This window comes from Kitasatospora sp. NPDC051853 (assembly GCF_044452665.1).
GTDB lineage: Bacteria > Actinomycetota > Actinomycetes > Streptomycetales > Streptomycetaceae > Kitasatospora.
In genome coordinates this window covers 131,888-152,727 of sequence record NZ_JBITBY010000006.1, presented here as the reverse complement: position 1 = coordinate 152,727, position 20,840 = coordinate 131,888, and the positions used below count along the sequence as shown (strand labels likewise).

Annotated in this window: 25 protein-coding genes and 1 pseudogene; 11 read left to right on the top strand and 15 right to left on the bottom strand. The window is 73.2% G+C overall.

Annotated elements, in window-relative coordinates; all coding sequences use genetic code 11:
- Positions 1-66: 66 nt before the first annotated feature.
- A complete protein-coding gene (locus ACIA8O_RS18765) occupies positions 67-627 on the top strand; it encodes an NUDIX domain-containing protein (RefSeq protein WP_396294990.1) in 561 nt (186 codons plus the stop codon).
- Positions 628-754: 127 nt separating this feature from the next.
- Here the strand turns inward: ACIA8O_RS18765 and ACIA8O_RS18760 are convergent, their stop codons facing one another.
- Positions 755-3,124, bottom strand: a complete 2,370-nt coding sequence (locus ACIA8O_RS18760; RefSeq protein ID WP_396295330.1) for a Tex family protein — start codon at positions 3,122-3,124, stop codon at positions 755-757.
- Between the two features lie 155 nt (positions 3,125-3,279).
- On the opposite strand from ACIA8O_RS18760, the gene ACIA8O_RS18755 reads away from it, so the two are divergent.
- A complete protein-coding gene (locus ACIA8O_RS18755) occupies positions 3,280-3,465 on the top strand; it encodes a DUF1272 domain-containing protein (protein ID WP_396294989.1) in 186 nt (61 codons plus the stop codon).
- A gap of 16 nt (positions 3,466-3,481) precedes the next feature.
- Here ACIA8O_RS18755 and ACIA8O_RS18750 read toward each other — a convergent pair whose 3' ends face one another.
- Together ACIA8O_RS18750 and ACIA8O_RS18745 are read right to left on the bottom strand one after the other, a co-directional pair.
- Entirely contained in the window at positions 3,482-3,751 is a 270-nt protein-coding gene (locus ACIA8O_RS18750) for a hypothetical protein (RefSeq protein ID WP_396294988.1), read from the bottom strand.
- A 28-nt stretch (positions 3,752-3,779) separates the two neighbouring features.
- Positions 3,780-4,052, bottom strand: a complete 273-nt coding sequence (locus ACIA8O_RS18745) for a hypothetical protein (RefSeq protein WP_396294987.1) — start codon at positions 4,050-4,052, stop codon at positions 3,780-3,782.
- An 81-nt stretch (positions 4,053-4,133) separates the two neighbouring features.
- Between ACIA8O_RS18745 and ACIA8O_RS18740 the strand changes: the two genes are divergently transcribed.
- Positions 4,134-4,517: a PPOX class F420-dependent oxidoreductase gene (locus ACIA8O_RS18740; RefSeq protein WP_396294985.1), complete on the top strand. Its 384-nt coding sequence runs from the start codon at positions 4,134-4,136 to the stop codon at positions 4,515-4,517.
- 55 nt (positions 4,518-4,572) lie between these two features.
- On the opposite strand, the gene ACIA8O_RS18735 is transcribed toward ACIA8O_RS18740, so the two are convergent.
- The 4 genes from ACIA8O_RS18735 to ACIA8O_RS18720 all read right to left on the bottom strand — a co-directional run bounded on the left by ACIA8O_RS18735 (position 4,573) and on the right by ACIA8O_RS18720 (position 7,625).
- Positions 4,573-5,181, bottom strand: coding sequence for a restriction endonuclease (locus tag ACIA8O_RS18735; protein ID WP_396294984.1), 609 nt, complete (start codon positions 5,179-5,181; stop codon positions 4,573-4,575).
- A 91-nt stretch (positions 5,182-5,272) separates the two neighbouring features.
- A complete protein-coding gene (locus ACIA8O_RS18730; protein ID WP_396294983.1) occupies positions 5,273-6,094 on the bottom strand; it encodes a class I SAM-dependent methyltransferase in 822 nt (273 codons plus the stop codon).
- A 174-nt stretch (positions 6,095-6,268) separates the two neighbouring features.
- Positions 6,269-6,721 (bottom strand): MarR family winged helix-turn-helix transcriptional regulator, encoded by a 453-nt coding sequence (locus tag ACIA8O_RS18725; protein WP_396294982.1) that lies wholly within the window; start codon positions 6,719-6,721, stop codon positions 6,269-6,271.
- Between the two features lie 109 nt (positions 6,722-6,830).
- Positions 6,831-7,625, bottom strand: a complete 795-nt coding sequence (locus tag ACIA8O_RS18720) for an SGNH/GDSL hydrolase family protein (protein ID WP_396294981.1) — start codon at positions 7,623-7,625, stop codon at positions 6,831-6,833.
- Positions 7,626-7,739: 114 nt separating this feature from the next.
- Here ACIA8O_RS18720 and ACIA8O_RS18715 point away from each other — a divergent pair, with 114 nt between their 5' ends.
- Positions 7,740-8,609 (top strand): GNAT family N-acetyltransferase, encoded by an 870-nt coding sequence (locus tag ACIA8O_RS18715; protein ID WP_396294980.1) that lies wholly within the window; start codon positions 7,740-7,742, stop codon positions 8,607-8,609.
- A gap of 72 nt (positions 8,610-8,681) precedes the next feature.
- On the opposite strand, the gene ACIA8O_RS18710 is transcribed toward ACIA8O_RS18715, so the two are convergent.
- Positions 8,682-10,265, bottom strand: coding sequence for a S8 family peptidase (locus tag ACIA8O_RS18710; RefSeq protein WP_396294979.1), 1,584 nt, complete (start codon positions 10,263-10,265; stop codon positions 8,682-8,684).
- 165 nt (positions 10,266-10,430) lie between these two features.
- The gene (locus ACIA8O_RS18705; RefSeq protein WP_396294978.1) at positions 10,431-10,706 is read right to left on the bottom strand and encodes a DUF3291 domain-containing protein; all 276 of its coding nucleotides are present in this window, start codon (positions 10,704-10,706) and stop codon (positions 10,431-10,433) included.
- 52 nt (positions 10,707-10,758) lie between these two features.
- Between ACIA8O_RS18705 and ACIA8O_RS18700 the strand changes: the two genes are divergently transcribed.
- Positions 10,759-11,568, top strand: coding sequence for a hypothetical protein (locus ACIA8O_RS18700; protein ID WP_396294977.1), 810 nt, complete (start codon positions 10,759-10,761; stop codon positions 11,566-11,568).
- Positions 11,569-11,575: 7 nt separating this feature from the next.
- On the opposite strand, the gene ACIA8O_RS18695 is transcribed toward ACIA8O_RS18700, so the two are convergent.
- Together ACIA8O_RS18695 and ACIA8O_RS18690 are read right to left on the bottom strand one after the other, a co-directional pair.
- Positions 11,576-12,520: a phosphatidylinositol-specific phospholipase C gene (locus ACIA8O_RS18695; RefSeq protein ID WP_396294976.1), complete on the bottom strand. Its 945-nt coding sequence runs from the start codon at positions 12,518-12,520 to the stop codon at positions 11,576-11,578.
- A gap of 147 nt (positions 12,521-12,667) precedes the next feature.
- Positions 12,668-13,018 (bottom strand): annotated as a pseudogene (locus ACIA8O_RS18690) (winged helix-turn-helix transcriptional regulator); the annotation flags it as partial.
- Positions 13,019-13,145: 127 nt separating this feature from the next.
- Between ACIA8O_RS18690 and ACIA8O_RS18685 the strand changes: the two are divergent.
- Positions 13,146-14,357: a pyridoxal phosphate-dependent aminotransferase gene (locus ACIA8O_RS18685; RefSeq protein WP_345284676.1), complete on the top strand. Its 1,212-nt coding sequence runs from the start codon at positions 13,146-13,148 to the stop codon at positions 14,355-14,357.
- Here the strand turns inward: ACIA8O_RS18685 and ACIA8O_RS18680 are convergent.
- Positions 14,338-14,925 carry a GNAT family N-acetyltransferase gene (locus ACIA8O_RS18680; protein ID WP_396294975.1) on the bottom strand — a complete coding sequence of 196 codons (588 nt, stop codon included), beginning with the start codon at positions 14,923-14,925 and terminating at the stop codon, positions 14,338-14,340. The genes ACIA8O_RS18685 and ACIA8O_RS18680 overlap by 20 nt on opposite strands.
- A gap of 87 nt (positions 14,926-15,012) precedes the next feature.
- On the opposite strand from ACIA8O_RS18680, the gene ACIA8O_RS18675 reads away from it, so the two are divergent.
- From ACIA8O_RS18675 to ACIA8O_RS18665, 3 genes are all read left to right on the top strand, one after another.
- Positions 15,013-15,345, top strand: coding sequence for a YnfA family protein (locus tag ACIA8O_RS18675; RefSeq protein WP_396294974.1), 333 nt, complete (start codon positions 15,013-15,015; stop codon positions 15,343-15,345).
- 79 nt (positions 15,346-15,424) lie between these two features.
- Positions 15,425-16,546: an NADAR family protein gene (locus ACIA8O_RS18670; protein ID WP_396294973.1), complete on the top strand. Its 1,122-nt coding sequence runs from the start codon at positions 15,425-15,427 to the stop codon at positions 16,544-16,546.
- 273 nt (positions 16,547-16,819) lie between these two features.
- Positions 16,820-17,305: a peroxiredoxin gene (locus ACIA8O_RS18665; protein WP_396294971.1), complete on the top strand. Its 486-nt coding sequence runs from the start codon at positions 16,820-16,822 to the stop codon at positions 17,303-17,305.
- Positions 17,306-17,311: 6 nt separating this feature from the next.
- On the opposite strand, the gene ACIA8O_RS18660 is transcribed toward ACIA8O_RS18665, so the two are convergent.
- Positions 17,312-17,545 carry a hypothetical protein gene (locus ACIA8O_RS18660; RefSeq protein WP_396294970.1) on the bottom strand — a complete coding sequence of 78 codons (234 nt, stop codon included), beginning with the start codon at positions 17,543-17,545 and terminating at the stop codon, positions 17,312-17,314.
- A 246-nt stretch (positions 17,546-17,791) separates the two neighbouring features.
- On the opposite strand from ACIA8O_RS18660, the gene ACIA8O_RS18655 reads away from it, so the two are divergent.
- Positions 17,792-17,962, top strand: coding sequence for a hypothetical protein (locus ACIA8O_RS18655; protein ID WP_396294969.1), 171 nt, complete (start codon positions 17,792-17,794; stop codon positions 17,960-17,962).
- 338 nt (positions 17,963-18,300) lie between these two features.
- Here the strand turns inward: ACIA8O_RS18655 and ACIA8O_RS18650 are convergent, their stop codons facing one another.
- Entirely contained in the window at positions 18,301-19,143 is an 843-nt protein-coding gene (locus ACIA8O_RS18650) for a class I SAM-dependent methyltransferase (protein ID WP_396294968.1), read from the bottom strand.
- A 124-nt stretch (positions 19,144-19,267) separates the two neighbouring features.
- Here ACIA8O_RS18650 and ACIA8O_RS18645 point away from each other — a divergent pair, with 124 nt between their 5' ends.
- A complete protein-coding gene (locus tag ACIA8O_RS18645; RefSeq protein WP_396294967.1) occupies positions 19,268-19,630 on the top strand; it encodes a hypothetical protein in 363 nt (120 codons plus the stop codon).
- Between the two features lie 28 nt (positions 19,631-19,658).
- Here ACIA8O_RS18645 and ACIA8O_RS18640 read toward each other — a convergent pair whose 3' ends face one another.
- Positions 19,659-20,786 carry a DNA gyrase subunit B gene (locus ACIA8O_RS18640; RefSeq protein WP_396294966.1) on the bottom strand — a complete coding sequence of 376 codons (1,128 nt, stop codon included), beginning with the start codon at positions 20,784-20,786 and terminating at the stop codon, positions 19,659-19,661.
- Positions 20,787-20,840: the final 54 nt, after the last annotated feature.

Genomic DNA, 20,840 nt, shown 5'->3' with positions numbered 1-20,840 from the left:
GGGCGGACCTGACCGCGTGTCAGCGGTGCTTTACAGCCACCGCCCGGGCGGGACTAAGATCCTTGAATGACGGACACTTCGGACAGAACAGCCGAGCAGGCCGCCCGTTACCCGCGCCTGTACGCGCCCCAGCGCTGGGCCTGGGGCGGCATCGACGCCCAGTTCGCGGCGGAGCTCCCGCCGGACGGGCTGATCACCAACATCCACCTGGTCGGGTTCTCCGGTGACCAGGTGGTGCTCTGCCGGGACGCGCGGGGCCACTGGTTCCTCCCCGGCGGCACCCGGGAGGCGGCCGAGAGCATCGAGAGCTGCCTGGTGCGCGAGCTGCGCGAGGAGGCCGGCGCCCGGATGCTCGGCGAGCCGGTCTGGATCGGCGCCCACCGCTGCGTCACCGACCACCCCGAGCCCTACCGCCCCTGGCAGCCGCACCCCGAGAAGGCCTGGCTCTGGGGCTGGGCCGAGGTCACGGTCGACTCCGAGCCCCTGAACCCGGAGGACGGCGAGCAGGTGGTCGAGGTCCGCGCCGTGCCCCCGGCGGAGGCCCAGCGCCTGCTGACCCACCACCGCGACCCCTGGTGGCACGACCTGATCGCCCTCGCGGTCGACTCCCGCGCCACCGCCGGCTGACGACCGCTCCCCCATCTGACCCCATCCCGGGGCCCCGCCCCCGAGGGGCCCCTCACGGGCACCGACCGACTTCGGGCCGCACCCCCGAGAACGGGAGGCGGCCCGACGGCGTGTCAGCGGTCCGGCGTCACTTGCCGGTCAGGCCCGCCCGGCGCAGGGCGTCGGCCATCGCGCTGTTCGCGGGGGCGGGGGCCGACGAGGCGTTGCCGCGGCCGCGCTGGCCCTGGTCGCGGTTGCCGCCGCCCTGGCGGGGCGGGCGCGGGCCGCGGTCCCGGTTGCGGTCCTGGCCGCCACCGCCACCGCCACCGGAGGTGGAGCCGCCGCGCGGGGTCTCGTCGTCCAGACGGAGCGTCAGGCCGATCCGCTTGCGGGGCACGTCCACCGAGACGACCCGGACCTTGACGATGTCGCCGGGCTTGACCACCTCGCGCGGGTCCTTGACGAAGTTCTTGGACAGCGCCGAGACGTGCACCAGGCCGTCCTGGTGGACGCCCACGTCCACGAAGGCGCCGAAGGCGGCCACGTTGGTGACCACGCCCTCCAGCACCATGCCGGCCTCCAGGTCGCCGATCTTGTCGACGCCCTCCTTGAAGGTGGCGGTGCGGAAGGCCGGGCGCGGGTCGCGGCCCGGCTTGTCCAGCTCGCCGAGGATGTCGGTGACGGTCGGGACGCCGAAGGTGTCGTCGGCGAAGTCCGAGGGCCGCAGGGCGCGCAGGGCGGCCCCGTTGCCGATCAGGGCGCGCAGGTCGCCACCGGTGGCGGCGAGGATCTTGCGCACCACGGGGTAGGCCTCGGGGTGCACCGCCGAGGCGTCCAACGGGTCGTCACCCCCGGGGATGCGCAGGAAGCCCGCGCACTGCTCGAAGGCCTTCGGCCCGAGCCGGGCCACGTCCTTGAGCGCCTTGCGGGTGCGGAACGGCCCGTTGGCGTCGCGGTGCGCCACGATGTTGTCGGCCAGCGTGCCGGTCACCCCGGAGACCCGGGTGAGCAGTGGGGCGGAGGCGGTGTTGACGTCCACGCCGACCGCGTTGACGCAGTCCTCGACCACCGCGTCCAGGGACCGCGAGAGCTTCACCTCGCTGAGGTCGTGCTGGTACTGGCCGACGCCGATCGACTTGGGGTCGATCTTCACCAGCTCGGCCAGCGGGTCCTGGAGCCGGCGGGCGATGGAGACCGCGCCGCGGATCGAGACGTTGAGGTCCGGCAGCTCCTGGGAGGCGAAGGCCGAGGCGGAGTAGACCGAGGCGCCGGCCTCGGAGACCATCGCCTTGGTGAGCTTCAGCTCGGGGTGACGCTTGATCAGGTCCTCGGCCAGCTTGTCGGTCTCCCGGGAGGCGGTGCCGTTGCCGATCGCGACCAGCTCGACGTCGTGCTTCGCGGCCAGCGCGGCCAGGGTGGCGATCGAGGCGTCCCACTTGTTGGCGGGCTGGTGCGGGTAGATGGTCTCGTGCGCGACCACCTTGCCGGTGGCGTCCACCACGGCGACCTTGACGCCGGTGCGGAAGCCCGGGTCCAGGCCCATGGTGGCGCGGGTACCGGCCGGGGCGGCCAGCAGCAGGTCGCGCAGGTTGGCGGCGAAGACCCGGACGGCCTCGTCCTCGGCCTCCTGGCGCAGCCGGGTGCGCAGGTCGATGCCGAGCCGCACCTGGATCCGGGTGCGCCAGGCCCAGCGGACGGTGTCGCCCAGCCATTTGTCGGCCGGGCGGCCGCGGTCGGCGACGCCGAAGCGGGCGGCGATCCGCTGCTCGTAGTCGTTCTCGCCGGGCAGGTCGCCCTCGGCACCGTCGTACGGGGAGAGGTCGAGGTCGAGCACCTCCTCCTTCTCGCCGCGCAGCATCGCCAGGATGCGGTGCGAGGGGAGCTTGGTGTAGGGCTCGGCGAAGTCGAAGTAGTCGGCGAACTTGGCGCCGTCCTGCTCCTTGCCCTCGCGGACGGTGGCGACCAGGCGGCCCCGGCCCCACATCCGCTCGCGCAGCGAGCCGACCAGGTCGGCGTCCTCGCCGAAGCGCTCGACCAGGATGGCACGGGCGCCCTCCAGGGCGGCGGCGCTGTCGGCCACCGCCTCGTTCAGGTAGGCCCCGGCGGCCTGATCGGGCGTCAGGCCCGGGTCGGCGAGCAGGGCGTCGGCCAGCGGCTCCAGGCCGGCCTCGCGGGCGATCTGGGCCTTGGTGCGCCGCTTGGGCTTGTACGGGAGGTAGATGTCCTCCAGGCGGGCCTTGGAGTCGGCGGCCAGGATCCGCGCCTTGAGCGCCTCGTCCAGCTTGCCCTGGGCCTCGATCGACTCCAGCACCGCGGCCCGGCGCTCCTCCAGCTCGCGCAGGTAGCGCAGGCGCTCCTCCAGGGTGCGCAGCTGGGCGTCGTCGAGCTCGCCGGTGACCTCCTTGCGGTAGCGCGCGATGAAGGGGACGGTCGAGCCGCCGTCGAGCAGTTCGACGGCCGCTCTCACCTGCCCCTCCCGTACGCCCAGCTCTTCGGCGATCTTCCGTTCGACTGGCATGGTCACGAAGCCGGTCACCTTCTCCTGGTTCAACGCTGAGTACCGTCCGCATTCTGGCAGGATCTCGGCGGAGGGTGGCACTGACACCCCTTCACCTGCGGTTTTCCTTCGCCCCAGAATGGTGCTCCACCCGATCACGGAGAACGGAGCACCCGATGGCCCTGGAGATGCGCGGACTGTGCGAGCGCTGCGGCACCGCCGAGCTGGCGGCGGACGGGCCCGCCCGGATCTGCTCCTACGAGTGCAGCTACTGCGTGCCGTGCGCGGACGCGATGGAGCAGGTCTGCCCCAACTGCGGCGGCGAACTGGTCGACCGCCCGCGCCGGGCGGTCACGGCCTGAACGGCACGGCGGGCGGTCACAGCGTGAAGGGATCCGGGGTACGGTCCCGGTGGCGCACGCCGAGTTCACGGACCGCCAGCAGCAGTTCGGCGAACTCCTCCTCCCGGTGCCGGGCCACGAAGGCCAAGCCGGGTGCCCCGGGCCCGCGGCCCAGCCGTTCCGCCAGCCGCCGGTAGAGCGACCAGGCCGAGGAGAGCCGCACCACCCGGGGCAGCGGCACCTCCAGGTCGAAGGCCACCACCGGCACCGGCTCCCGGGCGATCCGCACCCCGAGCTCGGTCACCATGGTGACCGCCGCCCACGGCAGCCGGACCTCACGGGGTAGGAAGCAGCCGGACCTCACGGGGTAGGAAGGCGAAGCGTACGGAGAGCCCGCGCCCGTCCACCGTGATCCGGCCCGGCCGCAGCACCTGGAGCGAGGACCAGAGCAGCCCCGGCAGCGCCAGCGAGCACCCGTAGGCCAGGTACCCCGGCCCGGCCCGCCCCGCCGTCGCACCCAGCGCCACCAGCCCGGCACCCACCACCCCCGTGGCGAACGCCAGGGCCGTGTCACCCTCCGCCGCCGTGGTCACTCTGGCGTACGTCACCACCACCCCCGTCCACCCGTCCGGCTCCGGGCGGGTCGTCCCGGTATACCCCAGCTCACGGGCCCCGCCTAGACTCCCGGCATGAGCTCCCAGACGATCGACCAACTCGCCGACGGCAAGTACCTGTTGGTGACCACCTTCAAGCGGGACGGGTCCGGCGTGCCGACGCCGGTCTGGGTGGTCCGGGACGGTGACGCGCTGGGCATCTGGACGGTGGCCGACTCCTGGAAGGTCAAGCGGATCCGCAACCGCGCCGACGTCCTGGTCGGCCCCTGCGACGTCCGCGGCAACCCGACCGGTGAGCAGGTCCCCGGCACCGCCGAGATCCTGGACGCCGCCGCGGCCCACGAGTACCGCGCCCTGCTCAACCGCAAGTACGGCCTGATCGGCCGCCTCACCCTCCTCGGCAGCCGCCTGCGCCGCGGCCACACCGGCACGGTGGCGGTCCGCATCACCCTGACCTGACGGCTCCGGCTCCGGCACAGGCGCCGGGCACCGGGCCGCCCCGCGGACCGGCCGGTCAGGCCCAGGGCGGCGGGCCGCTGCCGTCGGCCCAGAGGGAGAGGGCGCGCTGGTCGACGGTGCGGATGCCGGCCCCGGTGCAGCGGGCGGTGGCGGCCTCGGTGAAGCGACCGGCCGTCACCAGGGCCGTCCGGTGGTCGTGGTGGGTCTCCGGCAGCTGCCCGAGCTCGGCGGGGCCGAGCGGGGAGCGGGACTCCTGGCGGACGGTGCGCAGCAGCAGGCGGCCGCCGTCCGGGGCGGTGACGAGGAGCTCGGCCGGGCCGGTCAGCTCCGCCGAGGCGCAGCCGTCCCGGCGGCAGAGTTCGGCGAGGGCCTGCGCGAACTCCTCCTGACTCATCGCCAGGAACCGCCCGCCGTGCCTCAGCTGGGCCGTCCTGGCGACGAACTCGCGCCGACGGGCGAGCACCCGAAAGCGGCTGGTGACGGCCCCGGCCATCGCGGCCAGGGACAGCAGCAGGGCGAACGGCACCAGCTGCCGGGCCAGCCAGCTGACCGCCAGCGAGACCACCAGGACCGAGGCGACGGCCGCCGCCATCAGCACCAGCACACCGTCCCGCTGCGGCCCGGCCTCCCCCGCCCCGGCCCCCGCCGGTCGTACACGGCCCACGCTCTCCCCCTCACACCGACTCGTCCGGAGATCGTAGGCCGCGGGGCGCGCGGGCGGCACGGGTACCCGCCCTTTCGCACCCGAAGGAGGGTCAGCCGGCCCGCTCCGGACGCCGGCCGGCCGTCAGCAGGTGACCGCTGACGCCGAGCAGGGAGGGCTCCGACTCGGTGCGCCGCACCGCCTCCAGCACCACGGCCCGCCGCTCCTCGTCGTCCAGCCAGTCGTTCACCCCGCCCATCAGCCAGGCCGCGCCCTCGACGCCGTACTGCCCGGCGACCGCGAGCCCGGCCTCCGCGTACTCCTCCGGCACCTCCTCGGGCCGGTGGAAGTAGGCGGTGGTGAAGGCGGGCCGCTCTCCGGACGGCCGCAGGTGGCCGTCGACGACCGCCGCGTCCACCTGCGGGCGGCGGGCCGGGTCGAAGTAGTACTCCTTGGCGAGCATGTCGTGCAGGCCCGCGAAGCGGTTGATGGTCGCGGCCACCACCGGCCCGCCCGGCCGGACCACCCGCCGCGCCTCGGCCAGCGCCCTCACCCGGTCCCGGCGCTCCGTCAGGTGGTAGAGCGGGCCGAGCAGCAGCACCGCGTCCACCGAGGCGTCCGGCACCTCCAGCGCCCGTGCGTCGCCGAGCCGGGCCGTAACGCCGGGCCGCCGCCCGGCCTGTTCCACGTGCAGCGGCACCGGATCGACCAGCTCGACCGCGTACCCGAGCCCGGCCAGCCACTCCGCGTACCGGCCGCTGCCGCCGCCCACGTCCAGCACCCGGGCCGGGGCGGGCGGGAGCAGGCGCAGCAGCAGCTCCCTGGTCCGCAGCTCCTCGAGGCGGTTGGCGCCCCGGTCCAGCCGGCCGTCCTCCTCGCCGCGCGCGTAGTAGTCCAGCACCTCGGGCGGCAGTACCGCGTTCTCCGTCGTCATCCCGGCACCTTGCCCGGGCCTGCCGTGTGCACGCAAACAGTTAACGCGGCGGCGCGCGGGCCCCCGGCGGGCCCCCGTCGGGTCGCCGGCCCTTCCGCCCGGCTCCCCCGATGGGCCGGGCAAACGGACCGACACCTCGTCAGGTGCGGGTGTCCCCCGAGGGGGTGGGGAGTGTCACCAGGCGGGGCGGAGCTGGCCGACGGGGGCCAGCAGGTTGAGGTCCTCGTGGAGCTCGCGCAGGCGGCGCCGGCCCAGGGTGGTGGCCCAGGGGCGGACGGCGTCGGCGGCGGCGGCCTCGGTGGCGCGGGTGCACTCCCAGCCGAGGTCGGTCAGGACGATCAGCTTGGCGCGGGCGTCGCTGGGGTGCGGATGTCGTTCGACGTAGCCCTTCCGGACCAGGTCATCGACCATCTGACTGGCCGCCTGTTTGGTGACGCCGAGGTGGACCGCCAACTCGTTGACGGTGGCACCGCCCGGAGCGAGCCGGGCGAAGGCGAAGCCGTGGGCGGGGCGGAGGTCGGTGAAGCCCCGGTCGCGCACTCCGGTGTCGATGGCGTGCACCAACTCGGAGGCCAGGGCTATCAGCAGGGGCGGGAGACTCTGGGCGATGGGCTCGGGCTCGCTCATACCGGCAGCATGCCAGCTCCACCTGTCCGGTGGTCAAGTCAACTGACCACTTGGACAAGCAACTTGACCACATCGGAACGAGATCCACCCGACTCCCCGGTAACCTCCGTCAGCCCTCATAGGGGAGCAGCTCGGCGCGCTTGGGCGGGCGGCCGTCGCCGGAGGAGCGGCCGGTGAGACGGCGGCCGATCCAGGGGCCGAGGTGGGTGCGCAGCCACCGGAGGTCCGCACCGGCCTTGGCGACGCGGGTGCGCGGCGGGGCGGGCGGCAGCGGGGCGCGCCAGTCGAACGGGGCCGGCCGGCCGAGGGCCTCCAACACCGCGACGGCGACCCGGCGGTGGCCCTCCGGGGAGAGGTGGAGACGGTCCTCGTCCCAGAGCCGGCGGTCGTCGAAGCACGGGGCCGAGAACAGGTCGACCACCCGCAGTCGGGGGTGGCGCCGGGCCAGGCCCTCGACGTAGGCCTTCATCTCCAGGATCGCCGGGAGCAGCCGCGCGCTGCCGCCCAGCCGCCTGGTCGGGTCGGTACTGGTGAACATCACCACCGTGGAGCCGCCCGCGAGCAGCTTCTCGGCCGACTCGCCGAGCAGCCGCTTCACCAGCCCGATGTCGCACCCGGGCCGCAGCACGTCGTTCAACCCGCCTGCCAGGGTGACCAGTTCGGCTCCCATCGCGGCGGCCGCGTCCAGCTGCTCGTCCCGGATCTGCCCGATCAGCTTGCCCCGCACCGCGAGGTTGGCGTACCGGAAGCCGGGCCCGCTCTCGGCCGCGAGCGCCCGGGCGACCCGGTCGGCCCAGCCGAGGTAGTGGCCGTCGGGGAGCAGCTCGTCGCACATGCCCTCGGTGAAGGAGTCCCCGACGGCGACGTAGCTGCGGTACGTGGTGGTGGCGGTCTGGTTCGTCATGGCAGCACGATCGTACGCGTAGCGCCGCCGCGCGCCACGACCACCCGCCACGACCACCACCCCGGGCGGGGTAATCCGCTGGCCATCGGGGGTGCCGCCTGCTTTCATTCGCCCGTGACCGACGACCCGAACAGCACCGATCCCTCCCCCTCCGAGCTGCTCGACCGGCTGGAGCGGTACTACGACGCCGTCCCGCGCAGCGCCGCCCGCGTCGAGGACTTCGGCCCGCTCTCGCTCTTCCTGCGCAACGGCCCGGGCTTCCCCTACTACGCCCGTCCGGCCCTGGGCTGGTCCGGCCGCGGGGTCACCCCCGAGGACGTCGAGCGGGTGCGTGCCCGGCAGCGCGAGGCGGAGGTGCCGGAGGCCTTCGAGTGGGTGGCCGAGACCACCCCGGGGCTGCGCGCGGCGGTGGAGGCGACCGGGCTCCCGGTGCACGACCACCCGCTGATGGTGCTCACCGAGGCCGTTCCGGACGGCACCGGCGGCGGCACGGCGGAGGACGACGCGCACCCGGCCGCCGCCACCGTCCGGGTGGTCGGCGCGGAGGACCCGGCGCTGGCCGAGTCGCTCGCGGTGGCCTACCTCTCCTTCGGCGAGCCGGGCACCGCGATCGGCACCGCCGGCCCTGCCGAACTGGCCGCGATGACGGCTCAGTTGAGCGCCGACGGGACGGCCGCCCGGATCGCCCAGCGGATCCGTGACGGCCTCACCGTGGTGGCCGCCGCGTTCGGCCCGGACGGCACCGCGCTCTGCGGCGGCCAGCACCAACCGGTGGGCGAGGTCACCGAGTTGGTCGGCATCGGCACCCTGCCGAGCGCCCGCCGCCAGGGCCTCGGGTACGCCGTCACCGCCGCCCTGGTGGCCGACGCCCGCGCCCGCGGGGTGCGGACGGTCTTCCTCTCCGCCGGCGACGAGAACGTGGCCCGGATCTACGGCCGGGTCGGCTTCCGCACCGTCGGCACCGCCCTGATCGCCGAGGCGTAGCGGCCGGTACGCCCGGGCGGGGCCGCACTCGGGGGACGAGTGCGGCCCCGCCGGGCGTTCACCGAGGGGGCGTCAGAACTGCAGCGCCCAGCGGTCGATCTTGCCGATGTCGGCGGCGGCGTTGTCGCTGACCCGCAGCTTCCAGACGCCGTTCGCCACCTCGGAGGAGGCGTTGACGGTGAAGGTCCCGATCACGTTGTCGGTGCTGCCGCCGTCACCGAAGTTCTTGATCAGGTAGGCCGAACCGTCCGGCGCCACCAGCTCCACCTTGAGGTCGCCCTTGTAGGTGTGCTTGATGTCCACCTCGACCTTGAGCGTGGCCGGGGCGTTGCCGCTCACGCCGCTGACCGTGACGGGCGACTCCACCGTGGTGTTGTCGGCGATCGCGTAGTCGGCGGCGTTCTCGAACTTCGGCCCGGTGGGCGGCGTGGTGCCGCCGCTGCCCACGTACAGCAGCCGGTTGGGCGAGCCGCTGCCGGGGCTGGTCACCACGCCGGTGGTGGCGTTGTTCACCAGGGCGGTGGCCACCTGGGCCGGGCTGTCGGTCCGGTGGTCGGCCAGCCAGAGGGCGGCCGCGCCGACCACGTGCGGGGTGGCCATCGAGGTGCCGGAGATGGTGTTGGTGGCGGTGTCGCCGGTGTTCCAGGAGGACTTGATGGAGGAGCCGGGCGCGAACAGGTCCACCAGGCTGCCGTAGTTGGAGAAGCTGGAGCGGGCGTCGGAGCTGGTGGTCGAGCCCACCGTGATCGCCTCGGAGACCCGGGCCGGGGAGTGGGTGCCCGCGTCCTGGTTGTCGTTGCCCGCCGCGACGCCGTAGGTGATGCCGGCCGCGATCGAGCGGCGGACGGCCGCGTCCAGCACGGTGTCCACGCCACCGCCCAGGCTCATGTTGGCCACGGCCGGCTTCACCGCGTTGGCGGTGACCCAGTCGATGCCGGCGACCACCTGCTCGGTGGTGCCGGAGCCGGAGTTGTCGAGCACCCGGACGGCGACGATCTTCGCCTTCTTGGCCACGCCGTACGAGGAGCCCGCCACCGTACCGGCCACGTGGGTGCCGTGCCCGTGGCCGTCCTGCGCCACGTTGTCCTTGTCGATGGCGTCGTAGCCGTTGCTCGCCCGCCCGCCGAACTCGGAGTGGCTGATCCGCACGCCGGTGTCGATGACGTACGCGGTCACGCCCTCACCCGCGGTGTCCGGGTAGGTGTAGCCGCTGTCCAGCGGCAGCGCCCGCTGGTCGATCCGGTCCAGACCCCAGGAGGGCGGGTTGGACTGGGTGGCGTCCACGTGGAAGGTGCGGTTGCGGGAGACGGCGGCCACCGCCGGGTCGGCGGCCAGCCGCCTGGCCCCCGCCTCGTCGAGCCGGACCGCGAAGCCGTTCAGCGCCGCCGTGTAGGTGCTGGTCACCTGGGCGCCGTAGCGCTCCACCAGCGCCTTCCCCTGCGCCGAACCGGCCGACGCGAAGCCCTGGTTGAGCACCACCAGGTAGCTGCCGGGCACGGCGTCCGGGGCGTCGGCGTTGAGCACCGCGCCCTCCGGGCGGGGGGCCTCGGCCTGGGCGGGGAGGGCGACGCCGAGTCCGAGCGCGAGGGCCGCCACGGTGGCGGCGGTGGCGGCGAGCATGCCGCGGCGGGAGCGGGGGTGACGTATCACAGCCATCAGGGGGACTCCTCCTAGGTGGGGGCGGTACGTGCTCGGCGGATCCGGCCATCCATCGCATGCCCATGACAAGGGAGGGGGCGGAGTGGGCCGCTGGTCATGTCCGGCCGCCAGCAACGAGGTTGACGCATCGGCGGCCGAACACACAAGCCTCGTGAACGGTTGTCAGACTCCCGGTGCCGGGAAGGTCTCCCGCAGCGTGAACACCTCCGGCCCCGGCCCCCGCGCCCGCAGCCTGCGCAGCTTGGCCTCCGCCTCGGCCACCGTCGGCTCGTGCCCGGCCGGCACCCACCAGAGCGCGGTCATCGCCTCGCCCGCCCGGGAGAACCACTCCCGGCGCCGCCGCAGCACCGCGATGTGCCCCGGGCTGTAGACGTAGGCCTCCAACGCGTCCGGGTCCTGCCACCAGCGGGTCTCACCTGATTTCCACCCCCTGGACACCCCACCGGAAATCCCCTGGCACCGCCGCCCCGCCGGGGCCCATCCTGCTGCCATGGGAGACAGAGCGAACATCGTCGTGATCCGCGAGGACGGCAGCCAGGAGCTGTACCGGTCCGGCCGTGCGGTCGGCTTCGACCTCGACTTCCTGCGGGGGCCGGACGTCCTGCTCGCCTCGCTCCCCCGGCTCAAGCAGGACGGCTGGTGGCTGGACGAGATCCACGCCCAGGGCGGAGCGGTGGTCGACCTCGCCCGGAAGGTGCTGATGCTCTTCGTCTGGGAGGGCCCCAGCACCGAACTCCGGCACCGCGCCGCCACCTTGGAGCTGCTCGCCGAGGCCTGGCCGGGCTGGGAGGTCCGCTGGCTCTACCAGGGCCAGTCCGCCCTGCTCACGTACGCCGGCCGGGACCCGGCGGAGGCCCGCCGCGACCACGACCGCATCTACCCGGAAGAGCTGCTGGCCCCGGGGGACGAGGACCTGGAGCGGGAGGACCCGGGTGGCGTGGTGATCACCTTCCCCGGAGGCCGGTCGCACATCACCAGCGACGTCTCCGACCACCCGCTCCGCGAGGGCCCCGCCCTCCTCGACCGCCTGGCCGACGCCCCCGAGCACGGCACCGTCCGCCTGCACACCGCCTCCGGTATCCACCTCGACCCGGAGCGGCGCGAACTGGGCTGGTGGTGCGCGTACTTCACCCCGCAGGCGGACGAGGTGCCCATGCTCTGGCCGGGCTGGACGGTGGAGTTCTGGCAGGATGACTGGCAGGCCCACGTCCGGGCCTCCGGCGGCCTCTTCTCCCCGGCCCCCTTCGACCCGGACGAGGCCCGCGCGGAGGTCCTGGCCCAGCTCCGGGACCGCCGCTGACCGCCCGTCAGACGAAGTTCTTCGCGATCAGCAGGCTGACGATCCGCTCGTCGAAGTCCGGGAAGTCCATCGGCACGATGCCGAGGTGGGCCCGCTCCGCCCTGCGCGCGTCCAGGTAGCGGAAGACCCTCGGCAGGATGTAGCCGGCCTGCGTCTTCGGCCAGAGGCCGTTGGCGTAGCTGGTGAAGTTGCAGTACATCTCGGCCGCGCCCTGGTTGAGGTGGGCCTGGTCGAACCACTGCTCCACCAGCGTGGCCTTGGCCGAGGTGGACACCCCCTGCCAGGTGTCCTGGGTGCGGAAGAACCCGTTGGTCCCGCTCGACCACTGGATGACGGACCAGGGGTTGGCGAAGTCCGCCGCCAGCACGATCCGGCCCCGGGCCTCGCCGACCCGGGGCCACCAGGGGTTGGTCCAGAACAGGCCGCGGTAGTTCATCGAGGGGTGGTCCATGTAGAAGTCGAAGCGCCGGCGGAACTCCTCGTCGCCGAGCGCCTGTCCGCCCGCCCTCTCGTTCCGGACCCGCATCACCAGCACCTCGCCCGGGAACCGCCGGAGGTGGTCGCGGCAGGCGTTCAGCACGTCCTGGTAGCGGTGGTACTGGTAGTAGCGGTCGTGGTAGACGCCCATCTCGTCGGCCGTCCCCTGGAGGCCGTTCAGCCGGATGTCGAAGAAGCGGATGCCCTTCTCCAGCTGCTGCGGCAGGCCCCAGTTCTGGGTGTGCGACCACTCGGTGCCGTTGCCCGGGTCGGTGCACCAGGAGTCGTGCGTGCCGGGGATGGTCAGCCGGGTGAGCGGCAGCCCGCCGTCCAGCCGGGCCATCCAGTCCGGGGCGTACAGCGCGGCGGCGCCCGCGGGGCCGGCCAGGCCGACACCCGCGCCCGCCAGGGCGATCGCGCCTCCCACCCCCCACCTCAGGGCGTCACGGCGGCTGGGCAGGGCAGGACGGCTCATGCGGCACTCCGGTCTCTGGCGTGGACAGGACACACACGTGCGGTGCCCATCCTCCCGCCCGGCCCGCCCCGGCACCACCGTCGTGCAGTACCAATTACCGTGCGGACACGACCGCTTGATCCGCCGTCAGGGCCGGGCCGCCGTCACCCAGTGCTCCCGCACGGCGTCCGTCGGCCGCTGCTCGCCGAGCGCGTCCATCCCCCACTCCCCCAGCGCGTCCACCACCAGGCGCAGCGCCGCGCCCCGTTCGGTGAGCTCGTAGACCATCGCGTTGGCCGGGCGCTCCAGCTTGCGGCGCTCCACCAGGCCCTCCGCCTCCAGCTGCTTCAGCCGGGCGGCCAGGATGTCGGTCGACACGCCCGGCAGGTCGGCGTGCAGGTCGGTGTAACGGCGCGGACCGCGCAGCAGTTCACGGACGATCAGGAGGCTCCAGCGCTCTCCCACCGCGTCCAGGGCGCGGGCGACGGCGCAGTACTGGTCGTAGCTTCGGCGTGACATGTGGATCAGCATAGCCAAAAGGTTGGACTTTCCAAGTGGGTACTTGGTAGAACAAAGCAACCGGATGATGACGGATGACGGCGCGTCACCGGACACGGGTAGAGGTACCACGGTCGGGAGGCCGCAGATGGAGTTTCGGCAGTCCAGCAAGCTGGCGGGCGTGTGTTACGAGATCCGCGGCCCGGTGGTCGAGCAGGCCAACGCGCTCGAGGAGGCCGGCCACAGCGTGCTCCGGCTGAACACCGGCAACCCGGCCCCGTTCGGCTTCGAGGCGCCGGAGGAGATCCTCCAGGACATCATCCGCAACCTGCCCAACGCGCACGGCTACAGCGACTCGCGCGGCATCCTGCCCGCCCGCCGCGCCGTGGTGCAGTACTACCAGCAGCGCGGCGTCTCCGGGGTGACGGTCAACGACGTCTACCTGGGCAACGGCGCCTCCGAGCTGATCCAGATGGCGGTCCAGGCCCTGGTCGACGACGGCGACGAAGTCCTCGTCCCCGCGCCGGACTTCCCGCTCTGGACGGCCGTGGTCCGGCTGGCCGGCGGCAAGGCGGTGCACTACCTCTGCGACGAGGAGGCGGAGTGGTACCCCGACCTCGACGACATCGCCTCGAAGATCACCCACCGCACCAAGGCCATCGTCGTCATCAACCCGAACAACCCGACCGGCGCGGTCTACCCGAAGGAACTCCTCCTCGGCATCCTCGAACTCGCCCGCCGCCACGGCCTGATGGTGCTGGCCGACGAGATCTACGACAAGATCCTCTACGACGGCGTCGAGCACCACTGCCTGGCCGCCCTCTCCGACGACGTGGTCACCCTCACCTTCAACGGCCTCTCCAAGGCCTACCGGGTGGCCGGCTTCCGCAGCGGCTGGCTGGTGGTCTCCGGCCCCAAGCAGCACGCCAAGGACTACCTGGAGGGGCTCACCATGCTCGCCGGGATGCGGCTGTGCCCCAACGTCCCGGCCCAGTACGCCGTCCAGGCCGCCCTCGGCGGGCACCAGTCCATCCACGACCTCACCCTGCCGAACGGCCGCCTCACCGAACAACGCGACGTGGTCCACCGGGCCCTCAACGAGCTCCCCGGCGTCAGCTGCGTCAAGCCCAAGGGCGCCCTCTACGCCTTCGCCAAGCTCGACCCGGCGGTGCACCGCATCGTCGACGACGAGCGCTTCGTGCTGGACCTGCTGCTCCGCGAGAAGATCCACATCGTCCAGGGCACCGGCTTCAACTGGCCCCGCCCCGACCACTTCCGCTTCGTCACCCTCCCCCGGGCCGACGACCTGGAGACCGCGATCAGCCGGATCGGCCGCTTCCTCACCACCTACCGCCAGTAGGCCTCTGCGCCTCCCACTCCCGGCGGGTGACCAGGTACTCCACGTCGCCGTGCTCCGCGCCCTCGATGTGGTCCGGCCACTCCTCGTGGAAGGTCCGGACGTGGCGCAGCCCGGTCTTCGCCATCACCCGCCGGGAGCCGGCGTTCACCGTCATCGTGGTGGCCACCACGGCCTCCGTCCCGCCGTGCCCGAACGCGTACCCCACCAACGCCCGGGCCGCCTCGGTCGCGTAGCCCCGGCCCCAGGCGGCCGGGCGGAAGCGGTAGCCCAGCTCTGTGGAGCCCGCCGCGAGGCCGGCACTGTCGGCCGGCTGCAGCGCCACCCACCCCAGGAAGGCGCCGTCCGCCTTCCCCACCACCGCGAACGTCCCCATCCCGTCCGGGAGCTCGCGGTACGCACGGAGGATCGCGGGCAGCACCCGCTCCGCCACGACCTCCCTCGGCTGCGGGCGCCCGGTGTCGATGTACCGCATCACCTCGGGGTCCCCGTGCAGGGCCGCCAGCTCGTCCAGGTCCGCACCGCCGAACTGCCGCAGCACCAACCGCTCGGTCTCCAGAAGGGTCTTCACGCCCCCGATTCGACCAAGCCACCGCCCTCCTCCACAACCGCGTTTCCCCCGGTCAGCCCCTCCTCACCGACCGCATAGGCTCGGACCATGACCGTCCTGCGCTCCGTCCTGCTCTTCGTCCTCGCCGCCGTCGCCGAGATCGGCGGCTGCTGGCTGATCTGGCAGAGCGTCAAGGAGGCCCGCCCCTGGTGGCTGGCCGGCCTCGGCATCGTCGCCCTCGGCGTCTACGGCTTCGTCGCCGCCCTCCAGCCCGACGCGAACTTCGGCCGCGTCCTCGCCGCCTACGGCGGCGTCTTCGTCGCCGGCTCCCTGCTCTGGGGCATGTCCGTCGACGGCTTCCGCCCCACCCGCACCGACGTCCTCGGCGCCCTCGTCTGCCTGGCCGGCGTCGCGGTCATCATGTACGGGCCCCGCCGCTGACCCGGGCCGGGGCGGCCCGACCCGGCCCGGCCCGAAAAAGGCCGGTGCCCGCCGGCGTCCGCTGCGCCACAATCGCGGGATGACCGGCAACAGGATCACTCACCGCACGGCGGACGGCGTCCGCGTCCCCGGCACCTGGCGGCACGCCTTCATCCGCAACGGCGACCGCCACTACCTCACCGACCTCTTCATCTACGCGGACGGTCTCATCGACTGCTGGGGCCTGGTCACCTTCGAGGAGTTCGAGGAGAAGCTGCGCACCGGCTGGGTGGCCACCACCTTCCCGGAGGGCGCCGAGGCGTCCGCCCACGAGCTGGCCGACTGGACGTTCGGCGAGCCGGAGAGCTGGCTCACGCCCGAACTGCTGGCCGCCGAAGTCCGCGACACCATCGACGAGTTGAACGGCCGCCCCGACTCGACCGACCGCTGCCTGGCCGCCGTCGACACCTTCCTCGCCGACCGGACCGAGGAGAACCGGGCCACGGCCCGTGCCGCGTACCTGGCGATCCCGGAGTCCCAGCGCCACTTCGCGCTGGGCGACATGGACAGCAAGGACTGGCCGCTGCGCGTCCTGGTGGCCGGGCCCGGCGGCCTGACCAACCTGTCGTCGGGCAAGACGATCACCCAGGCGGGCTACGACAAGGCCGTCGCCTACTTCGAGGAGCGGGCCCGCTGGAAGGCCGAACGGGCCACCGCCGTCCCCGCGGACGGACCGGTGACACCGCACGCACCCGCCGTCCAGCTCTCCCACTCGTACCCCAACAAGCCGCTGGCCGACCCCAGGAAGCTCGGCCTGCGCCACGACTACCCCGCCCCGATCACGGTCGCCGGCACCGAGTACCCCTCCGCCGCCCACGCCTACTGGGCCCTGTCGGTCGCCGACCCTTCGGCCCGGCCCGCGGTCACGGCGGCGGAGAGCGCCGCCGCGGCACGCACGCTCGCGAGCGGGACGCCCCGCCGCGAGGACTGGGAGCACGTCCGGACCGCCGTCATGACGCACCTGCTGCGCGCCAAGTACGACCAGCACCCCGCACTGGCCTCGGTGCTGCTCGCGACGGACGACGCCACCGTGATCTACGACGACATGAACTCGGCGTTCTGGGGCGACAACGCCGGCCACGGCCGCAACTGGTCGGGCCGCCTCCTCGAACTGGTCCGCTCCGAACTCCACGCCCGCCGGACCGGACTCCTGGAGCCGTGACCGGCCCGGAGGCCCGGACCGCCCTCAGCGGCTGTAGCCCTTGAGGATCTCCGTCGACAGCGTGAACCCGGCCGGCCCGGGGATCTCGACTCCTCGGTCCCGGCCCCTCCTCGACCACGCCGCCACCGCCTCCGCACGTTTCCCTCGCTTGACGGTGCTCCGACCGACGGCACCGAGCAAGTACAGTGCGACCGTACCGCCGCAACCCCGTCCGCAAGGCTCCCGGGACGTGCCTGCACGCCCCCGGCAACGTCCCCACCGGAGGAACCTCCCATGGCCAAGCCGCCCGCCGTCGGGGCCTCAGCCCCCTCGTTCTCGCTGCCCGGGGTCCTCCTGACGGAGGACCTGGCCGAGCGCCGGGAGTACCGCCTGGAGGAGGCCAAGGGCGGGCCGCTGGTGCTGGTCTTCTACCCCGGGGACGACACGCCCGTCTGCACCAAGCAGCTGTGCTCGTACACCTCCGACCTCGACCGCTTCCGCGACCTCGGCGCCACCGTCTGGGGCATCAGCCCCCAGGACCTCGACAGCCACGAACGCTTCGCCCGCAAGCACCGCCTCGGCTTCCCCCTCCTCGCCGACCCGGACCGCGCCGTCGCCCGCGCCTACGGCATCACCGTCCCCGGCCTCGGCCTGCGCCGCTCCGTCTTCATCCTCGACGGCGGCTCCACCGTGACCTGGCGTCACATCGCCCTGGCCGGCCTCACCTTCCAGCACGCCGACACCCTCACCGCCCAGCTGGCCGCCCTCGGCGAGGGCTGAAGCTCCTCACCGCCAGAGCGGCCCGGCGCTGTCCCGCTCCGCGTCCTCGCACGCCCGGATGCGCTGCTCGACCGCCCGGGCCTCCGCCTCCCGCCCCTGCGCCCGCAGCTTCGCCGCCTGCGCGCCCATCTCCCGCACGTCGCACGTCACCGTCCCCGCCCCGACGGCGACCCCTCCCCCGGCCACCAGCACCGCACCACCCACCACGGCCACCAGCGCGGCCCGCACCCGTCCGCCCACCACAGCACCTCTCGTCCCCGGGCCACTCCACGTCACCCGCCCCCCGAGTTGACCATCCGTCACCCCACCCGGCCGCGCCTCCCGCGCCGTACACCACCCACACGGATGACGCGGATTCCCGCAGCGGCCTCCCGAGGGCGCACAAGGGAGTTGACGCCACCCGTATGGTGGAGGGAACCGCAGCAACGCCCGCCCCCGTGCCGTGTGCCGGGCGGGCCCGACGGGGGGAAGAAAGGTGCGTGCCCGATGACCGTCGGGCTGCTCTCCACGATCGCTGCCGCGCTCTACGGCGGAACCGTCTCGCTCCTCGCCCTGACCGCGACCTTCGCCCGCCGCCGCACCCTGCGCCGCGAGGCCCGCAGCACCCTCGCCGTCCTGATCCCGGGGAGGTCGGATGCGCGCGAACTCGAGAACTGACGGGGACGGTACCGGCCACGTCCCCATCCCACACCTCGGTGACGTCGAAGCCGGGATGAGCGGTGTCGAAGTCGACTAAGACGAGCGGGAGTTGGCCGAGGAATACTGTGTCGTAGGTGACGGCGTCACCGCGGCAGGTCACCTCGGCCGGCTCTCGCACGGCGAACTGCCGGATGCCCGAGGGATCCCGGGAGAAGCCGGCGGTGGCGTCACAGCCCCCCGGTTGCCCCCTCGCGAAGACCTCACGCCCCTCCGTCCCGGCACGGTAACCGTCGAGCCGGTCACGGGCACTCGGTGCCCGTACGTCCCGACGGACGCCGCGTCGTCGGCCCGGGAGCTCAGCGGCTGAGCCTGCGCCAGATGCGGGCCTCGGTGCTGGGGAGGCGTTCGGAGAACAGGCCGGTGGCCGGGGAGGCGGCGTGCAGCAGGGCCCGCAGGTCCGCCTCGAAGGCGGGCAGGCGGGGGCCGAAGAGGTGCGGGGCGGAGGAGGACAGCGAGAAGGTACCGGCCACCACGTCGTCGGCCGTGCGGGTCAGCAACTCGCCGCCGGGGACGAGGAGTCGGACGGGAGCGGCGAAGCCCGCCCGGGCCAGGGCCTCGGCCTCGCCGCTCGGGGTGCCGTGGGGCAGCACGCCCCGGCCGGCCCGGCGGAGCGGGCCGAGGTGGGTGCGGACGAGGTCGGCGACGGCGGCGTGGGGGACCGGCGGGTGGGGGAAGGCCTCCGTGGAGCGGGGTTCGGCCTTCCAGTCCGCGACGTGCACGAAGGCACCGCCGGGCCGGAGCAGGTCGTGAATGGTGGCCGCCACCCGGTCCTGGTCCATCCAGTGGAAGGCGTTGCCGAAGGTCGCGACGGTGAACGTGCCGAGACCGGCGGGGAGTTGCTCGGCGCGGGCCCGTACCCAGCGGAGGTTTCCACCCACACCCTCCGCCGCGCGGCGCGCCTCGGCGAGCATCCCGGCGTCCGGGTCCACCCCGACGACCTCCGCGAACCGTCCGGCCAGGCGCAGCGCCAGGGTGCCGGGACCGCAGCCCACGTCGAGCAGGCGGCCCCGGCTGCCGTCCAGCCCCAACTCCGCGGTCAGCGCCGCCACCAACCCCGGTGCGTACGGAAGCCGGCCGCGCTCGTAGTACGGCGCCACCCCCTCGAACAGGGTCTCGTCCCAATCCCAGCCCTCGACCACCCGCGACCGCCGCCCCTCGCCGTCAGGTGCCCGATCCTGCCACGGAACGGGCGGGTGGGAACCGACGGAACGTCAGTGGCGTGTGTGAGCTGGCAAGGAGAGAACGGACGAAAGGTCGTACGGCATGACGGAGCAGGCGAACGGCAGATCCCCCGGCTGCCTCTGGTACCTCACGGGCCAGGCCCTCGCGCTGGGAGCCACCCTGCTGGGGACCGCCATGGTGTCGAGCCAGTGGTCGGACTGCCGGTTCGGCATGGGCGTCGCGACCCGCGCGACGATCACCATGGGCACGGCCTTCGCCTGGGTCGGCATGGGCGTGGTGCTGTTCCTGGTCCAACTCGGCCTGGCCGCCGCACTTCCGAAGCAGACCGAACCCGAGGTCAAGTGGGTGGTACTGGTCGTGGTCACCCTGATCCTGTTCGCCCTGTACGTCGGCAGCATGGGCTCCCCGGACACCTCCCCGGGCGGCGAGTGCTACGTCGACTGAGGCCGCCGCCCGGGGAGGTGGCGGACCGTCAGGACCGGTCGGCGCCGAGGGCCGTCCGGGCGAGAAGGGCTTCGGCCTCGGCCGGGTGGCTCTCCAGCCAGGCGGTGACGTGCTCCCGGACGGCGTCCTCCACGCAGGTGGCGACCGCCGGGTTGGCCAGCCTTTCGCGGCAGGAACCTTCGAGTACCAGGTGCTCGTCGAGCTTCACGGACACCACCGCGGTCAGTCCGTCCGAGACCCCGTCCCAGCTGACCTCAGGAGCCCCCACCGGGAGCAACCGGCGCTGCCGGGCGTAGGAGTTGACGGCCGACCGCAGCCCGCGCCGGAGACCCTTCTCGTGGGTGCCACCGCCCTCGGTCCGATAGCCGTTGGCGAAGCTCCATGCGCGGACCTTCCCACCGCCAGGCCGCCAGCGCAACGCGACCTCCAGCTCGCCGGGCATCCGACTGTCGTCGCACCTGAAGGTGACGGGATCCAGCACCTTCTCACCGTCCAGGAGGGCGAGGAGACCCTGGAGACCACCCTCGAAGACACGCGAACGGGGCTCTCCCGGACCGCGCTCGTCGATGAGGGTGACGTTCAACTCCCGGTAGAGGAAGGCCAGTTCCCCGAAAGCGTCGGCCAGGATCTCGTAGGAGAAGTCCGTGGTGTCGAAGATCTCCGGGTCCGGCCAGAACGTCACGACGGTCGCACTGCCGTGCGCCGGACCGGCCTGCGTGAGCGGAGTGGCCGTGCGCCCCCGGATGAAGTCCGCTGCCCAGCGGATGCCATCGTGCTGGACCTCGAACTCCAAACGGGCGGACAGGGCGTTCACCGCACACAGCATTCCGGGGAAGCGGAGAACGATCTCGTTGCGCCTCAACTTCCCGGCGTAGCCGAAGGAGAATTCGCTCAACACCGTCCAGAGGTCAGCGGGATCGGTGCTCCCGTTGCTCCTGACCCGGAGACCGCCGTCGGACAACACCGTGACGTCGACCCGGCTCCCGTTCCCGGCGAGGACCTCGTTCATCAAGTGGCAGGCCACCTCGTGGGCCATGTGGTGCAGGCCCCGTTCGCCGGTCGAGCCGATGTACATCCCAGGCCTCTTCCGGACCGCTTCCAGGCCCTCCAGCACCTGGATGTGGCTGGCGTCGTAGGTGTGGTTCTCCGTACTCACAGTACCCCTCCCGAAGGTCGCCCGAACGGAGCCTCCAGCCTAGGCAAATTTCGG

Bases quoted from the DNA above. Each gene is read 5' to 3' on its own strand.
- ACIA8O_RS18725 (WP_396294982.1), bottom strand. From the start codon at position 6,721: ATGAGCGAGCCCGAGCCCATCGCCCAGAGTCTCCCGCCCCTGCTGATA.
- ACIA8O_RS18765 (WP_396294990.1), top strand. From the start codon at position 67: ATGACGGACACTTCGGACAGAACAGCCGAGCAGGCCGCCCGTTACCCG.
- ACIA8O_RS18755 (WP_396294989.1), top strand. From the start codon at position 3,280: ATGGCCCTGGAGATGCGCGGACTGTGCGAGCGCTGCGGCACCGCCGAG.
- ACIA8O_RS18665 (WP_396294971.1), top strand. From the start codon at position 16,820: ATGGCCAAGCCGCCCGCCGTCGGGGCCTCAGCCCCCTCGTTCTCGCTG.
- ACIA8O_RS18645 (WP_396294967.1), top strand. From the start codon at position 19,268: ATGACGGAGCAGGCGAACGGCAGATCCCCCGGCTGCCTCTGGTACCTC.
- ACIA8O_RS18740 (WP_396294985.1), top strand. From the start codon at position 4,134: ATGAGCTCCCAGACGATCGACCAACTCGCCGACGGCAAGTACCTGTTG.
- ACIA8O_RS18720 (WP_396294981.1), bottom strand. From the start codon at position 7,625: ATGACGAACCAGACCGCCACCACCACGTACCGCAGCTACGTCGCCGTC.
- ACIA8O_RS18760 (WP_396295330.1), bottom strand. From the start codon at position 3,124: ATGCCAGTCGAACGGAAGATCGCCGAAGAGCTGGGCGTACGGGAGGGG.
- ACIA8O_RS18685 (WP_345284676.1), top strand. From the start codon at position 13,146: ATGGAGTTTCGGCAGTCCAGCAAGCTGGCGGGCGTGTGTTACGAGATC.
- ACIA8O_RS18675 (WP_396294974.1), top strand. From the start codon at position 15,013: ATGACCGTCCTGCGCTCCGTCCTGCTCTTCGTCCTCGCCGCCGTCGCC.
- ACIA8O_RS18700 (WP_396294977.1), top strand. From the start codon at position 10,759: ATGGGAGACAGAGCGAACATCGTCGTGATCCGCGAGGACGGCAGCCAG.
- ACIA8O_RS18695 (WP_396294976.1), bottom strand. From the start codon at position 12,520: ATGAGCCGTCCTGCCCTGCCCAGCCGCCGTGACGCCCTGAGGTGGGGG.
- ACIA8O_RS18750 (WP_396294988.1), bottom strand. From the start codon at position 3,751: ATGGTGACCGAGCTCGGGGTGCGGATCGCCCGGGAGCCGGTGCCGGTG.
- ACIA8O_RS18670 (WP_396294973.1), top strand. From the start codon at position 15,425: ATGACCGGCAACAGGATCACTCACCGCACGGCGGACGGCGTCCGCGTC.
- ACIA8O_RS18710 (WP_396294979.1), bottom strand. From the start codon at position 10,265: ATGGCTGTGATACGTCACCCCCGCTCCCGCCGCGGCATGCTCGCCGCC.
- ACIA8O_RS18655 (WP_396294969.1), top strand. From the start codon at position 17,792: ATGACCGTCGGGCTGCTCTCCACGATCGCTGCCGCGCTCTACGGCGGA.
- ACIA8O_RS18730 (WP_396294983.1), bottom strand. From the start codon at position 6,094: ATGACGACGGAGAACGCGGTACTGCCGCCCGAGGTGCTGGACTACTAC.